The following is a 14,268-nucleotide window of genomic DNA, read 5'->3' on the forward strand; positions in this document are numbered from 1 at the left end:
GGTGCCGTCCCGGTGAGGCGCATCCTGACTGTGTGACCTCGCACGGCACGTCCGGCCCCGGCCTGGCGGGCGGTACCGGGCGTCCGTCCGGGAACGGAGCTGCCGACGGGCCTGCTTCCGGCGCCCTGACCTGGACGCTCGCGGAGGCGGCGCTGCGGGCGGTCGACGAGGTCGGAGGTTACGCGGGCGGGGTCTACCTGCGCTCCGGAGCGCCGGGGCTGCTGCGGATGGCGGCTCTGGTGGGGCTGCCGGGTCCCTTGTTCCGGCCGTGGTTTCGGATGCACACGAACCGGCCGTTCCCGGTCGCCGAGGTCCATCGCTCCGGACAGCCCGTCCACCTCCACGACGTCGAGGAGGCGATGCGGCGATTTCCGCAGCTGGTGGCCAGCCTGCCGTTCCCCTTCGCCTCGCTGTACGCGCCGGTCGTCGCCGGTCGTGAACGGTTCGGGGTCCTCGTCGCGCTGCGGGCGCCGTCCCCCGGGGTCCCGGTGGACACCCGCGACCGCAACCGGATGACGCGGGGCGCACTCCACCTCGGCGAGACCCTGGCCGATCTGGCCCGTCAGGGGACGACCGTCGAATGGCCCGGCGACCCGGTCTGCGTACAGCTCTCCACCTCGGGTGCGCCGCCGGTCCGCTTCGGCGCCTTCGAGTGGGACCTCGACACCGGCATGGTCACGATGGACGCGGGCCTCCTGGCGATCCTCGGCACGGACGTGCCCTCGCCGTGCCCGATCGGGGCCCTCACGTCGCTCCTGGATCCGGAGGACGGCTACGCGTTGTGGGCGGCGGCCCGCCAGGCGACGGGGCCGGACGGACGGCCGGTGGTGCGCCGGATCCGGCTGAAGGGCCCGGACGGAGGTCTGCACCTGCTCGAGGTCTCCACGCGCGCGCGTCAGACCTCACCCCCCGCGGAGACGAACAGAGCCACGGGCCCGGGCGGGGAGGGACCACCACGGCTCGGCCTCGGCGGCGTCCACACCGGTCTGCGGCTCACCTGCACCCTCGTCGACCTCGGCACCGGTCTGATCGGCTCCGACGCCACGGACCGGCTCCCCCGGGCGATCCTGGCGATCGACCGCCTCGGACGCGTCACGTACGTCAACGAGCTCACCGAGCGGCTGCTCGGCCGCCCCCGCGCGGCCTTGGCGGGAAGGCCACTGTGGGAGGCACTGCCCTGGTTCGGTCTCCCGTTCCACGAGGAGCAGCTCCGCGCCGCGATGATCTCCGGTGAACCCGTGCGTTTCCTGGCCCGTCCGGAACGGAGTCAGTGGCTTTCGGTCTCCCTCCATCCCGGGCGGGACGGCGTCACCATGGTCCTGTTGCCGGAGAACGATCCGGGCCGGCCCACCCGGGAACCCGAGAGCGGCGGGCGGACGGACGACAGCCTGTTCCTTCCCGATGACCGGGTCTCGGCCCTGTACCGGCCGGTGGCCCTGGCGATCGCGCTGTCCGAGGCGGTGACGGCCCGCCAGGTGTCGGCGGTCGTGACGGAGGAGCTTCTTCCGGCGTTCGGCGGGCGTCAGCTGGCCATCTACCTGCTGAGCGACCGTCGGCTGTATCTGGCGTGGGAGACGGGCTTCCCGCCGGGCTTCCTCGAACCCTTCGACGGCGTGGCCCTGGACGCACGGGTGCCCGGCGTGGAGACGCTCACGACGGGCAGGCCGTTGTTCTTCGAGTCGATGGAGCAACTGGGCCGCAGCTATCCGGATCTGCCGCTGGACGCGCACTCGGGGGCGCGGGCGTTTCTCCCTCTGATCGCCTCCGGCCGGCCGGTCGGCTCCTGCATCCTCGGCTTCGACCGGCCGCGCGGGTTCAGTTCGGAGGAGCGGACCGTCCTCACTGCGCTCGCGGGCCTCATCGCGCAGGCCCTGGAGCGGGCCCAGCGGTACGACACGGAGTCGGCGGTCGCGCGGGGCCTCCAGGACGCGCTGCTCCCGCACCGGCTGCCCGTCCGGGAGGGCGTGGAGACGGTGGCCCGCTATCTGCCGGGCACGCAGGGCATGGACGTCGGCGGGGACTGGTACGACGTCATCGAGACGGGCCGGGGACGCCTCGCGCTCGTGATCGGCGACGTCCAGGGGCACGGGGTGGCCGCCGCGGCCACGATGGGGCAGCTGCGGAGCGCCGTGCGGGCCTTCGCGTTGGCCGGTCATCGGCCGCAGGACGTGATGCGGGGCACCAACCGGCTGCTCATCGACCTGGATCCCGGTCAGTTCGCGAGCTGTTGCTACGTACTCCTCGATCCGGCGTCGGGCGAGCTGCGGGCGGTTCGGGCGGGGCATCTGCCGCCGCTGCTGCTGCTCCCCGACGGGACGACGGAGCGGGTCGAGCTGGCGGGCGGGCTGGTGCTGGGGATCGACGTCCGCGCCTCGTATCCGGTGACGCGGCTGCGGCTGGACCCCGGTGCGGTGCTCGCGCTGTTCACCGACGGGCTCGTGGAGAAGCCCGGCCAGGACATCGACGACGGGATCGAACTGCTGCGCCGGACGCTCGCGGCGACCGGTTCGATGCCGCTCGCGGAAGCGGCCGACCGGGTGATCCGGGACGCCCGGCAGGTCACCTCGCGCCCGGACGACATCGCCCTGCTGCTCGCGGCACGCCGGCCCGAACACGACTGAGGATCACCCGGTCGGGCCCGTGGCGCTGGTCGGCCGCCGTGGGCGCGGGGAGGCTGGGGGTGCCGCGCCGATGAGGCCGGACGAGCCAGGGCGTCAGCCCGAGGAGGACACGTGCAGCAGGACAAGCAGCCCGAGTACGGCCCCGTGGTCTTCCGTGACCGCACCGCCGGTTACGCCTTTCTGACCCGGTCCACGGCGACCAGCGACCGGACCATCGAGTGGGACGACGGCAACACGTACCCCGTGATCGACGTGGAGATCTCCTCCGAGAGCCATCCCTTCTACACGGGCACCGCGCGGACGGTGGACTCCGAGGGCAGGATCGCCAAGTTCGAGCGTCGCTTCGGCGAGGAGAGCTGAGGTCCTTCCGTGAAACTGGCCAGAGGGTGGCCGGTTCGCCTTCCAGGATGAGGTCACGAGGACGGCGGAGCACACGCGCTCCGCCGATGACTTCCTGGAGGGGAAGACCTGTGATCGTGGTGACCGGAGCGACCGGAAACGTCGGACGACCGCTGGTGGAGCTGCTGGCCGCGGCCGGTGAGAAGGTGACGGCGGTGAGCCGTCGGCCGGCCGACGGGCTGCCCGCGGGGGTGACGCACCGGCGGGGGGATCTGGCGGATGTGGACGGTCTGGCTGGGCTGTTCGAGGGTGCGGAGGCGGTGTACCTGCTCGTCGCCGGTCTCGGGGACGAGCTGGACGCACGCGAGATCGTCGCGGCGGCGGTGACCGCCGGGGTGCGGCGGATCGTGTTCCAGTCGTCGCAACTGGTGGGAACGCGGACCGATTCGGTGTCGCACGACGTTCTGCGTACGTTCGAGACCGCGGTACGGGAGTCGGGAGTGGACTGGACCGTGCTGCGGCCGGGTGGTTTCGCCTCCAACGCGTTCCTCTGGGCCGAGGAGGTCCGTTCCGCGCGTACGGTGGCGGCTCCGTTCGCCGATGTGGCGCTGCCGGTGGTGGATCCGATGGACATCGCCGGCGTCGCGGTGGAGGTGCTGCGCGACCCGGCGCCGCACTCGGGTCGGACGTACGTCCTGACCGGTCCTGTCGCGGTGTCACCGCGGGAGCAGGTGCGGGCCCTGGCCGGAGTGGTGGGGGCGCCGGTCGCGTTCGTGGCGCTGAGCGCGAGCGAGGCCCGGTCCCGGCTGGTGCGCTTCCTGCCGGAGGACGCGGTCGACGGGATGCTGTCGGTGATGGGCGAGCCCAGCGCGGAGGAGCAGCGGGTGAGCCCCGATGTGGAGCGTGTGCTCGGCCGGGCGCCGCGACCGTTCGCGGCGTGGGCGGAACGGAACGCGCCCGCCTTCACCTGAGGGGTGGCACGGGGCGCGGCTCATCTACGAGTCGGGTGCCGGGTGCGGCTCATGTGCGGCTGCTCGTGCAGCCGCGCCCGAGCAAGGCCTCGGCGAGGGCGGGGACGCGCGTCGCGCGGACGGCGTCCCCCGCCCCGGCCGGGTGGGGCGAGCGAGGGCGCTCGGCGCCCTCGGCTCAGCTCGGAAAGGCGATCAGGCCTTCACGATGCCGGACTCGGAGACCTTGATGGTCGCGGAGGTGGCGCCGGAACGGGAGCCGAGGCCCTCGATCTTCTTGACCAGCTCCTGGCCCTCGACGACCTCGCCGAAGACGACGTGCTTGCCGTCGAGCCAGTCGGTGACGACCGTGGTGATGAAGAACTGCGAGCCGTTGCTGTTCGGGCCGGCGTTGGCCATCGAGAGCAGGAACGGGCGGTCGTGCTTCAGCTTGAAGTTCTCGTCGGCGAACTTCTCGCCGTAGATGCTCTTGCCGCCGGTGCCGTTGCCACGGGTGAAGTCGCCGCCCTGCAGCATGAACTGCGGGATGACGCGGTGGAACGGGGAGCCGGCGTAACCGAAGCCGTGCTCGCCGGTGGCGAGCTCGCGGAAGTTCTGCGCGGTCTTCGGGACGTCCTGGTCGAACAGCTGGAACACGATCCGGCCCGCGGGCTGGTCGTTGATGGTGATGTCGAAGTAAACGTTGTCGCTCATGAGGACATCCTGTCATTAGTCACGCACGGCGCGCGCACGGGCCGCCTCCTCCCGGGTCATGGCGTGCCGGTGCCCCGCGGCCCGCCGGGGGCGCGGGGCACCGGTCGCCTCGGGTGGCACGGGTCAGAGCAGCCCGCCCGCGCCGGGGGCGGGAAGGGTGCTCTGGGCGCCCTGGACGGTGTCGAGGACGGTGTCGACGCCCTGGTCCTCCTGGAGGAGGCCGGTCGCACCGCCCAGGGGGTTCTCGGCGGCGTTGGCCTGCGGCGGAGGCGTGATCAGAGCGGTGACGACGCCTGCGGCGAGGGAGGCGATGGCGAGCATGCTGCGCTTCTTCATGCCCTGGTCAACTGCTGAGCGGCCGAGGAGTTACGGGGTGCGCCGGATCCGGACGCTCGGACGCCACCCGGCCACCGCACGCCCGGCCATGGAGAGAGATGGCCATTTACCCCATATGGGGCGGAACCATATGGTTTGAGTGAGTGTCTCTGTCAGTGACACCACTGTCCCCGAGCAGGAGAAATTGGGGGACGTCATGCATCACCGTCACACCCTCGCGGCCTTCGCCGCGGGAATCCTGTTGACCGCCGGAATCGGCGCCACGATCCCGGCCGGCGCCACGACCGCCCCCTCCCCGAGCTCGTCGACCCAGGCCACGGCCCTGGTCGTCAACGCCCGCTGGGGCGGCCACGCGACCTTCGACCGGCTCGTGATCGACATACGGGGTGCCATGCCCCCGGTCACCGTGCACCAGGTCGGCGCGCTGCACTACGACGGCTCCGGCCAGCGGGTCCCGCTGGCGGGCAAGCAGTTCCTGGAGATCCGCCTCTCCCCCGCGGCCGCCCACGACGACGCCGGAAAGTCCGTCTACCAGGGGCCCCGGCTGCTGAAGATCCATCTGCCCGCGCTCAAGGGGGTCGCCCTGACCGGCGACTTCGAGGGGGTGGTCACCATCGGAGCCGCCTTCGACACCAAACCCGTCTACAAGACCTTCCGGCTGCACTCGCCGGAGCGCTTCGTGGTCGACATCGCCCACCCGGTGGGCTGCCGGGCCTGAAGGGTCCGGCCCGGGGTGGGGACCGCCCGGAGGGACGGCCCCCACCTCACTCCCCGCGTACGCCTACGGCCGGTCTCCCTCGGAACCGGTCTCCAGGTAGAACGGGATGCCTGACCTGCGGGCCCGATCGGTGCCCGCGAGGCGGGCGAACTCGCGCGGCTCCATCTCCCGCTCCCACTCGTCGAGCGTGCGCAGGCGGTACTCGCTGTGCTCCCCGGGGTCGAGGACGACGCCGGCGATCTGCTCGTCCGTCAGCTCACCGCCGTCGAAGACGAAGCCGATGTGGTTGGCCGGCCAGTCCTCGCCCCGGTCGGTGACGAAGTGGGTGCCGAGGAGCCGCGGTTCGCCGGTGAAGGTGATCCCGGTCTCCTCGTGGCACTCGCGCACCGCCGTCTCCCAGGGGGTCTCCCCCGGGTCCATGTTCCCGCCGGGCCACTGCCACAGCTCGGTGTCGTAGCTGGCGCGCAGCTGGAAGGGGCGGCCCCGGGTGTCGGTGAAGTAGAGGCAGGCGTATGCCGTCGCTCTCGGCAGGGTCGCGACGTACTCGACGGGCGGCAGCCAGATGTTCGCCATGGGCGGCTCTCTTTCGACGGGCCGATGGGATCACCTTCATCCAATCGGTCCGGCGGGCGGCGCCAGGCCGCTCGGGGGTGGATCACCGGATCGTGTGATCAGTTTCCCGCCGGTCCGGGCCGTGTTCTGTCAGGTCGCGGAGACGAGCCCCGCCTCGTACGCGATGATGACCAGCTGCACGCGGTCGCGTGCGTCCAGTTTGGCGAGCAGCCGGGTCACATAGGTCTTGGCCGTGGCGACGCTGATGTGGAGTGCGGCGGCGACCTCCGTGTTGGAGAGGCCTCGTCCGACCAGGGTGAGGACCTCGCGCTCGCGGTCGGTGATCCCCTCGGCCCGGCGCCGGGGTTCGGCGGGGGCGGTCCGCGGACGGGCGGTGAACTCCTTGATGAGGCGCCGGGTGACGCTGGGGGCGATGAGCGCGTCGCCGGAGGCCACGACGCGGACGGCGGCGAGGATGTCGTCCAGGCCCATGTCCTTGACCAGGAAGCCGGACGCGCCCGCGTGGAGCGCCCCGTACACGTGGTCGTCGTCGTCGAAGGTGGTGAGCACGACCACCCGGGCGCCGGTGGGGCCCTCGGTGATGAGGCGGGTCGCCTCGATGCCGTCCGTCCCGGGCATGCGCAGGTCCATGACGACGACGTCGGCGCCGGTCTCCTCGACGAGGCGCACGGCCTGGGCGCCGTCCGCGGCCTCGCCCACGACGACGAGGTCGGTGGTGTCGCCGATGACCATCCGGAGCGCGGTGCGCACGAGGGGCTGGTCGTCGGCGAGGACGACCCGGACGATCTGCTCGGTGGTGGTCTCGGTCATAAAGGGGTGGCTCCTGCGGGAAGGGGAAGGGGAAGGCGGGCGGTGACGCGGAAGCCGCCGCCGGGGCGGGGACCCGCGGCGAACTCTCCGTGCAGCAGGGTGACGCGCTCCCACATCCCGACGAGTCCGTAGCCGGACCCGGCGGGGGCGGGGGCCCCGTTGTCGGGACGCCGGTCGTGGTTCCGGTCGCCGTTCCGGCGTGGACCGGGGCCTCGGTCCTCCACGGTGACGACGAGGGTCTCGGGATCCTGCTGGTCGACGGTGACCGTGCAGGAGGCGGCGCCGGCGCCGACGCCGGACAGTCGGGCGGGCCGGGTCAGGCGCCGGGCGGCGGGTCGGGTCAGGCGCCGGGCGGCGGGCCGTTGCGCAGGCGCCGGTCGAGCAGGTGCTCGTGGACCAGGCGGCCGACGAGGGCGCTTCCGTACACGACGAACCCGACGCCGACGAGCCACGACTGGAGGACGAGGACGGTGCCGAACTGACCGTACGTCACCGCGTTCGAGGCGATGAGCGGGGAGAAGACGAGCTGGGAGAAGATCCGCAGCCCGAGCAGGCCGAGCGCGGTCAGGACGGCTCCGGGGGCGAGGGCGCGCCAGCGGATGCGCCCGCAGAGCAGGAACTGCTGCGACCACCAGAAGAAGAGGAAGGTGCCGACGAGGTCGGCCAGGGCCACGAGGGCGGTGATCATGGCCGGGGACCGGGCCGGCGTGGGGGTGGCGACGAAGAGGAGCAGACAGGCGATCAGGACGGCCAGCCAGACCACGTGCCGCCACATGGTGTGCCAGCGGGCCGTGGGGAGGTCCCAGGCCCGCTCGTACCCGGTCTGTACGGCGGACCCGAAGGTGACGCCGAAGGCGGCGAGGGCGGCGAGGCCGAAGGCGGTGGTGCGTTGCAGGGCCTGCCCCGGTTGCCCGAAGAGCCGCTCGACCTCCTCCTCGGAGACCTCCGAGACTCCGAGGCCCTGCACGAGCCAGCGGGCGAAGCCCTGTCCGCTGGCGAGGTCGGCCGCGGCGACGACGATGAGCAGCGGCACGAGGGTGAGCAGGCTGAGCGCCGCGAAGCCCATGGCGCGGTGCATGAGTTCCATGGCGCGGCCGCGGTTCCAGGCGAGCCCGACGGGCGAGACGAGGGCGCGGGTGTGGAGTCGATGGAACCAGTGACCGTGTTCACGGCCGTGTTCGGGGCCGTGCTCGGTGGGGGCACCGTCGTACGGCGGACCGGGTGTGGAGGGCATGCCTCGTGAGGTACCCGGCCGGGCGGTGGGACATCGCAGGGGTGCGGCCGAACGGGTGCCGGGCCGCGGGATCCGGGGGGGCGCCCGTGGAGCCGCGGATCCCGCGGCCCCCCAGGGGTTCGCCCGTGGAGCCGTCCGGCCGGGTGTCAGGGGGTGAGCGGGCGGGCGCCGGGGCCGGGGCGGACGACGACGTCGCGGGCGGTGAGGGTGGCCTGTTCCTCACCCTCGCACTGGACGACGACGCGGACGGGGGATCCGCAGTCGGTGTGCCGGATGTCGAGGACCGGACCGTCCGGTTCTCCCGCGTGGGTGTCGCCCCACTGCTTGAGGGCGAGGAGTACGGGCCAGAGGTCGACGCCCTTGCGGGTGAGCCGGTACTCGTACCGGGTCCGGGAACCGGGTTCGCGGTACGGCTCCGACCGCAGCAGGCCGGCCGCGACGAGTTTGCGGAGCCGGTCGGCGAGGACGGCCTCGGAGAGCCCGAGGTGCCCGCGGAACTCGTCGTAGCGGCGGACGCCGTTGAAGGCGTCGCGCAGGATCAGCAGGGTCCACTTCTCGCCCACGAGGTCCAGGGCGCGGCGGACCGGGCAGTTCTCCGTGTCCGTCTCCAGCCACTTCATCGTCACACTGTAGCCACCTGACTGCGTCGTTGACAGTCAGCTTTCAGGACAGCTAGCTTCGCAGTACAGAGCCAGCTGACATCAGCCGGCCACGTCGGGCGGAGGGTGGACATGGGGCGGTCGCGCACGGTCGAGTGGGAGGACGCCGGAGCCACCGCACGGGCCGCCGGGACGATGGCGGGCCTCGACTTCCTGCGGGAGATGGTGGCGGGACGCCTGCCCGGGCCCCCGATCGCGGCGCTTCTGGGCTTCGGCCTCGAGGAGGTCGAGGACGGACGCGCGGTGTTCACCCTCGAGCCGGGCGAGGAGCACTACAACCCGATCGGCAGTGTGCACGGCGGGGTCTACGCGACCCTGCTCGACTCGGCGGCCGGCTGCGCGGTCCACTCGACGCTCCCGCTGGGCACGGCGTACACCTCGCTCGATCTGTCGACCCGCTTCCTCCGCCCGATCACGGTCGACACGGGCAAGGTGCGGGCGATCGGCACGGTGATCTCCCGCGGGCGCCGGACCGCGCTCGCCGAGGCGGGCCTGTACGACGCGGAGGACCGGCTGCTCGCCCATGCGACCAGCACGTGCATGCTGTTCCCGGTCCCGGCGGCGGGTTCGGGGGGCACGCGCGCGTAGCCCGGCGTCCGGTCGAATCCGTGCGGGGCTCCGCTCAGCGGTGTCCGGAGACCGGGCGGGTGCGGGTGCAGCCGTCCGGGGCGACGTCGGGGATGCCGTTGGCCTGGAGGGCGGCGCTCACCAGGGTGGCCAGCAGGTCGATGTCCGACCCCATGTCCAGACGGACCGTCACCCACCCCGATCCGGCGCGCAGCCGGACCGCGCTCGACCCCAGGAGGGCCGGGCGCAGCTTCGCGACCATGGCACGGGTGAGGTGGACGTCGGCCTCGTGCTCGCCGTGGAAATGCACAATCTCCTGCGTCTCGGTGCCGAGTCCGAGCGCGGCGCCGCAATGGGCGCGGCCGGGGGTCAGCGAGGGCCAGCTCATCAGACGTTCACTGGCATGCCTGGCCGTGTTCATACGAGGAGCGTGCCGGGCCCCGGGGCCGCGCACAAGCGTCCGGCCGGAAGAATCCCGCTCAGGGCTGAAACATGCCGGAGGCAGGGGCGGCGTGACCGTGCGTCACGGCGTTCCGTGGGGCGGATGTGACCTTGCGTCACTGCGGTGCACGTGCGCGGATGCGGGCCGCGAGGACGGCCACGTCGTCTTCCGCGCCGTGCGCGCCGAGGCGGCGGAGCACCTCGTCGACGACCTGGTCGGGGCCGGAGCCCCGGGGAAGCCGGAGGGCGGCGAGGCGGGCGAGGGAGTCGTCGATGTCCTCTCCGCGGCGTTCGACGAGTCCGTCGGTGAAGAGCAGCAGGGTGTCGCCGGGGCGGAGCGGGCGGGTGGTCGGTTCGTAGCCTCCGACGCCGGTGCCGAGCGGTGGGCCCACGGGGAGGTCGACGATCTCGGCCGAGCCGTCGGCGCCGAACACCGCGGGCGGGAGGTGCCCGGCGCTCGCGAAGGTCGCGGTGCCGCGGGCCGGGTCGACCCGGACGAGCAGGACGGTGGCGGGGCGACGGGCGTCGTCCTCGGCGACCACGGAGTCGAGGTGGCGCAGCACCCGGTGCGGGGGCAGGTCGGTCGCGGCGACCTCGCGGAGTGCGCTGCGGTAGGCGTTCATGTCGACGGCCGCGTCGAGGCCGTGCCCCATGACGTCGCCGACGACGAGCAGACTGCGGCCGAAGTGGAGCCGTACGGTCTCGAACCAGTCCCCGCCGACGAGGGCGCGAGGCCCGGCGGGGAGGTATCCGCCGGCGATCTCCAGGTTGGGGTGCGGCCGTCCGGGCTCGGCGACGAGGGCGCGCTGGAGGTGGAGCGCGGCGTCCTCGGCGGCCGCGAGACGGCGGGCATGGCCGAGTTGTCGGGCCGCGAGGCGCGCGGCGTGCCGGAGCAGGGCCACCTCGTCAGCGGAGAAGGGCGCACCACCGGTACGGGTCAGGCTGACCGTCCCGACCGGCTCCTCGTCGTGGACGGCGAGGGGGAGGGAGAGCCGGTGGAGGGCGGTCTCTCCGAGAGCGGCGGCACCGTCCGGCGGGACCGGAACGCGGGCAGCCGGGTCGTCCGGCCCGGGGGCGGCGGCGTCCGCGGGGCGCACCGGTCCGCCGGCGGGGGCTGCGGCGCCCCGCGCGGCGCCCCCGGGTGCCGTGGGACCGGCCGGGACGGCGGCGGACGCCCCACGGCCCGTCGGACGGTGGGCGGTGGTCCCGGGAGCCGCCTCGGCCCCGTCCGCGGTGCCAGGACCCGCCGTTCCGGTCGGTGGCACGGCAGACCGGGCCTCCTCGGGGCCTGGCGCTCGGGAGCCCCCCGGGCCGTCCGGCGCGGCGGGCGCGGAAGGGATGCCGCTTGGGGAGGCGGGATCGCGAACCACCGAGCCCTCGTCCAGGACCGCCGGGCCCGCCTCCGCCCCGGAGTCCGCAGCCGAGGGACCACCGTGCGCCCCGGCGGGCGAATGGGGCGAGGCGGCCGAGTGGGGCGAGGCGGCCGAGTGGGGCGAGGCGGGCGAGTGGGGCGCCCTCGCCTCCTCAGCCGGCCGGTCCCTGTGCTCCCACGACTCCGGCGGTCCCGCGTGGGCCGCGCGCCACGGAGGGGCACCCGGCTCCGCCGGCAGGTCGACGGTGGCGGAGGCGTGCAGGTGTCGGGCCGCGAAGGCCGCGAGTTCGCGGCAGGTGCTCGTTTCGTCGAGCGTCGTGCCTATCTCGCCGATCGCCTGCTCCATGGCCCGCACCCTGGCCAGGAGGGCCTCTTCCCGCTCCGCTTCCCGTTCCGCCACGACACCTCCACCGCCGCGCGGTCGCCGGGTGACGTACCCGGTCCCTGGTCCCCCCATTGCACCAGCGGGTGGCGCCCCGCGCGCGGCACGGACCTTGCGCGGGGCGGTTGTGCTGCGGTGCCTGATCTGATCAAGTACAGCAGAGGCTACTGACCAGTACGAGATTCCGCTCCCCGGGGGGACAGCCCATGACGACCGGTTTCTTCAGCTCCGTCGACGATGTCGCCGACCGGCTCGCCACGACCGGCTATCTCGCCTCGCCCGCCGTCGCCACGACCGTCTTCCTCGCCGACCGCCTCGGCAAGCCGCTCCTCGTCGAGGGCCCGGCCGGCGTCGGCAAGACGGAACTCGCCAAGGCGGTCACCGAGGTCACCGGCGCACGTCTGGTCCGGCTCCAGTGCTACGAGGGCGTCGACGAGTCCCGCGCGCTGTACGAGTGGAACCACGCCAAGCAGCTCCTGCGGATCACGGCCGGGCGGGGCGAGTCCTGGGACGAGACGCGGACCGACATCTTCGGTGAGGAGTTCCTGCTCCCCCGGCCGCTGCTCACCGCGATCCGCTCCGAGCAGCCGACCGTGCTCCTCATCGACGAGACGGACAAGGCCGACGTCGAGGTGGAGGGGCTGCTCCTGGAGGTGCTCAGCGACTTCCAGATCACCGTTCCCGAGCTGGGGACGATCAAAGCGACCCGGCGCCCGTTCACGGTCCTCACCTCGAACGCGAGCCGCGAACTCTCCGAGGCCCTGCGCCGCCGCTGTCTCTTCCTGCACATCGGTTTCCCCGAGGAGGAGCTGGAGCGCAGGATCGTCACCCTCAAGGTCCCCGGGCTGGACGACGCGCTCGCCGCGTCAGTGGTGCGGGTCGTGGGAGCGCTGCGGGCGATGGAGCTGCGGAAGGTGCCGTCCGTCTCGGAGACGATCGACTGGGCCCGTACGCTGCTCGCGCTCGGCGCCGACCGCCTGGACGAGCGCGTCGTACGCGAGACCCTGGGCGTCCTCCTCAAGCACCAGGACGACATCGTGAGGGCCGCCGCCGAACTCGACCTGGAGGCGGTGTGAGCCGGCCCGTCGACGGTGTGGACGTCACCACCGCACCGACGACGGCCGCCACCCGCCTCACCGGTCTCGTCGGGGCGCTGCGCGCCCACGGGTTCGGGATCGGGACCGGCGAGACCGTGGACGCCGGGCTGGCCCTCGAGGCCGTCGGCTTCACCGACCGGGAACGGGTACGCGAGGCCCTCGCCGCGACCCTGCTCCACGGCGAGGCGCAGCGCCCCGTGTTCGACCGCGTCTTCGACCTGTATTTTCCCCTCGGCCACACTCGGGCCGCGGAGACGTACGAGAACGCCCCGGCCGGTCCGGCGGATCTCGCGGCCCTGCGCGAGCGGCTCGCCGAGGCGCTCACCACCGCTGACGGCAGCGCTCTCGACCGGCTGGCCGCCGAGGCGGTGGGCGGTTTCGGCGGCTACGGTTCGGGCCCCGAGTCGGACGGCTGGTCCTCGTACCAGACGCTGTCCCGGCTGCGTCCCGAGACGCTGCTCGCCCGCGTGCGGGAGCGGCTCCGGGCGGTGCCCGGGGCGGAGGACCCCGAGTTCACCGAGCGGCTGCTCGACGACGAGATCCGGCGCCGCATCGAGGCCTTCCGCGAGCGGGTGCGGACCGAGGCCCGGCGGCGGGTCGCCGAGCGCCAGGGCCGCGACCGGGTCGCGCGCCGTGCGGTCGCGGGGACGGCGGACACCGTCGACTTCCTGCTGGCCGGCCGGGCGCAGCTGGACGAGTTGCGGCGTACGGTACGGCCGCTGGCGCGCAAGCTGGCCACCCGGCTCGCGGCCCGCCGGCGCCGGGCGTCGCGCGGGGAGATCGATCTGCGGCGGACGCTGCGCCGCTCGCTGTCGACCGGTGGCGTGCCGGTGCGGCCGGTGCTGCGCCGACGCCCTCCCCGGCGACCGGAGCTGGTCCTGCTGTGCGACGTGTCCGGCTCGGTGGCCGGTTTCGCGCAGTTCACGATGTTGCTGGTGCAGGCCCTGCACGACCAGTTCAGCCGGGTGCGCGTCTTCGCCTTCGTCAACCGGGTGGACGAGGTGACGGGGCTGATCGCCCGGGGTTCCGCGGACCCGGCCGGGCTCGGCGACCGCATCCTCGCGGAGGCGGAGCTGACCGGGTGGCACGGGCAGAGCGACTACGGGACGGCCCTGGGTGAGTTCGCCGCCCGGTACGCCGAGGCCCTCGGCCCGCGCACCGTGGTCTTCGTCCTCGGGGACGCGCGCACCAACGGCTCCGACCCGAACCTCGCGGCCCTGAAGCGGATCGCGGACCGGGCCCGCCGGGTCCACTGGCTCAATCCCGAGCAGCCCTCGCTGTGGGGCACCGGCGACTCGGTGGCCCCGGCGTACGCCGAGCTCGTCGAGATGCGTCCGTGCCGCAACGCCCGCCAGCTGGGGGCTCTGATCGGTCGCCTGCTGCCTGTGTGACCGCGCGTGGCACCACGGCGGGGAGAGGGCAGCCGGCCGGGTTCCCGCCGCGGAGCTCGGCGCCCTG

At 73.4% G+C, this 14,268-nt stretch carries 15 protein-coding genes and 1 pseudogene; 7 read left to right on the forward strand and 9 right to left on the reverse strand.

Annotation, left to right across the window (positions count from 1 at the left end):
* Window positions 1–32 precede the first annotated feature (32 nt).
* The 3 genes from N5875_RS00815 (at window position 33) to N5875_RS00825 (ending at window position 3,931) form a co-directional block, all read left to right on the forward strand.
* The gene (locus N5875_RS00815; protein WP_338491130.1) at window positions 33–2,621 is read left to right on the forward strand and encodes a SpoIIE family protein phosphatase; all 2,589 of its coding nucleotides are present in this window, start codon (window positions 33–35) and stop codon (window positions 2,619–2,621) included.
* A 111-nt stretch (window positions 2,622–2,732) separates the two neighbouring features.
* Window positions 2,733–2,981: a type B 50S ribosomal protein L31 gene (locus tag N5875_RS00820; RefSeq protein ID WP_189834187.1), complete on the forward strand. Its 249-nt coding sequence runs from the start codon at window positions 2,733–2,735 to the stop codon at window positions 2,979–2,981.
* A gap of 110 nt (window positions 2,982–3,091) precedes the next feature.
* Window positions 3,092–3,931 carry an NAD(P)H-binding protein gene (locus tag N5875_RS00825; protein ID WP_318210265.1) on the forward strand — a complete coding sequence of 280 codons (840 nt, stop codon included), beginning with the start codon at window positions 3,092–3,094 and terminating at the stop codon, window positions 3,929–3,931.
* 192 nt (window positions 3,932–4,123) lie between these two features.
* Here N5875_RS00825 and N5875_RS00830 read toward each other — a convergent pair whose 3' ends face one another.
* Together N5875_RS00830 and N5875_RS00835 are read right to left on the reverse strand one after the other, a co-directional pair.
* A complete protein-coding gene (locus tag N5875_RS00830; RefSeq protein WP_318210266.1) occupies window positions 4,124–4,621 on the reverse strand; it encodes a peptidylprolyl isomerase in 498 nt (165 codons plus the stop codon).
* A 123-nt stretch (window positions 4,622–4,744) separates the two neighbouring features.
* Window positions 4,745–4,957: a hypothetical protein gene (locus N5875_RS00835; protein WP_318210267.1), complete on the reverse strand. Its 213-nt coding sequence runs from the start codon at window positions 4,955–4,957 to the stop codon at window positions 4,745–4,747.
* Between the two features lie 196 nt (window positions 4,958–5,153).
* On the opposite strand from N5875_RS00835, the gene N5875_RS00840 reads away from it, so the two are divergent.
* A complete protein-coding gene (locus N5875_RS00840; RefSeq protein WP_318210268.1) occupies window positions 5,154–5,675 on the forward strand; it encodes a hypothetical protein in 522 nt (173 codons plus the stop codon).
* A 63-nt stretch (window positions 5,676–5,738) separates the two neighbouring features.
* On the opposite strand, the gene N5875_RS00845 is transcribed toward N5875_RS00840, so the two are convergent.
* From N5875_RS00845 to N5875_RS00865, 5 genes and pseudogenes are all read right to left on the reverse strand, one after another.
* A complete protein-coding gene (locus N5875_RS00845; RefSeq protein ID WP_318210269.1) occupies window positions 5,739–6,248 on the reverse strand; it encodes an NUDIX domain-containing protein in 510 nt (169 codons plus the stop codon).
* A 129-nt stretch (window positions 6,249–6,377) separates the two neighbouring features.
* On the reverse strand, window positions 6,378–7,058 hold the full coding sequence (locus N5875_RS00850; RefSeq protein WP_338491139.1) for a response regulator transcription factor: 681 nt from the start codon (window positions 7,056–7,058) through the stop codon (window positions 6,378–6,380).
* A pseudogene (locus N5875_RS00855) lies at window positions 7,055–7,330 on the reverse strand (ATP-binding protein); the annotation flags it as partial. The gene N5875_RS00850 and the pseudogene N5875_RS00855, both read right to left, overlap by 4 nt.
* A gap of 68 nt (window positions 7,331–7,398) precedes the next feature.
* Window positions 7,399–8,292 (reverse strand): YhjD/YihY/BrkB family envelope integrity protein, encoded by an 894-nt coding sequence (locus N5875_RS00860; RefSeq protein ID WP_318210271.1) that lies wholly within the window; start codon window positions 8,290–8,292, stop codon window positions 7,399–7,401.
* A 146-nt stretch (window positions 8,293–8,438) separates the two neighbouring features.
* Window positions 8,439–8,912, reverse strand: coding sequence for a helix-turn-helix domain-containing protein (locus tag N5875_RS00865; protein WP_338491142.1), 474 nt, complete (start codon window positions 8,910–8,912; stop codon window positions 8,439–8,441).
* A 111-nt stretch (window positions 8,913–9,023) separates the two neighbouring features.
* Here N5875_RS00865 and N5875_RS00870 point away from each other — a divergent pair, with 111 nt between their 5' ends.
* The gene (locus N5875_RS00870) at window positions 9,024–9,539 is read left to right on the forward strand and encodes a PaaI family thioesterase (protein WP_338491144.1); all 516 of its coding nucleotides are present in this window, start codon (window positions 9,024–9,026) and stop codon (window positions 9,537–9,539) included.
* Window positions 9,540–9,573: 34 nt separating this feature from the next.
* On the opposite strand, the gene N5875_RS00875 is transcribed toward N5875_RS00870, so the two are convergent.
* Window positions 9,574–9,939, reverse strand: a complete 366-nt coding sequence (locus tag N5875_RS00875) for a luciferase family protein (protein WP_318210274.1) — start codon at window positions 9,937–9,939, stop codon at window positions 9,574–9,576.
* 136 nt (window positions 9,940–10,075) lie between these two features.
* Entirely contained in the window at window positions 10,076–11,731 is a 1,656-nt protein-coding gene (locus N5875_RS00880) for a SpoIIE family protein phosphatase (RefSeq protein WP_338491148.1), read from the reverse strand.
* 188 nt (window positions 11,732–11,919) lie between these two features.
* Here N5875_RS00880 and N5875_RS00885 point away from each other — a divergent pair, with 188 nt between their 5' ends.
* A complete protein-coding gene (locus tag N5875_RS00885) occupies window positions 11,920–12,789 on the forward strand; it encodes a MoxR family ATPase (protein ID WP_318210276.1) in 870 nt (289 codons plus the stop codon).
* Window positions 12,786–14,201 carry a VWA domain-containing protein gene (locus N5875_RS00890; protein ID WP_338491150.1) on the forward strand — a complete coding sequence of 472 codons (1,416 nt, stop codon included), beginning with the start codon at window positions 12,786–12,788 and terminating at the stop codon, window positions 14,199–14,201. Before N5875_RS00885 ends, N5875_RS00890 begins: the two co-directional genes overlap by 4 nt.
* Window positions 14,202–14,268: the final 67 nt, after the last annotated feature.

The organism is Streptomyces sp. SJL17-4, from assembly GCF_036826855.1.
Taxonomy (GTDB): domain Bacteria; phylum Actinomycetota; class Actinomycetes; order Streptomycetales; family Streptomycetaceae; genus Streptomyces.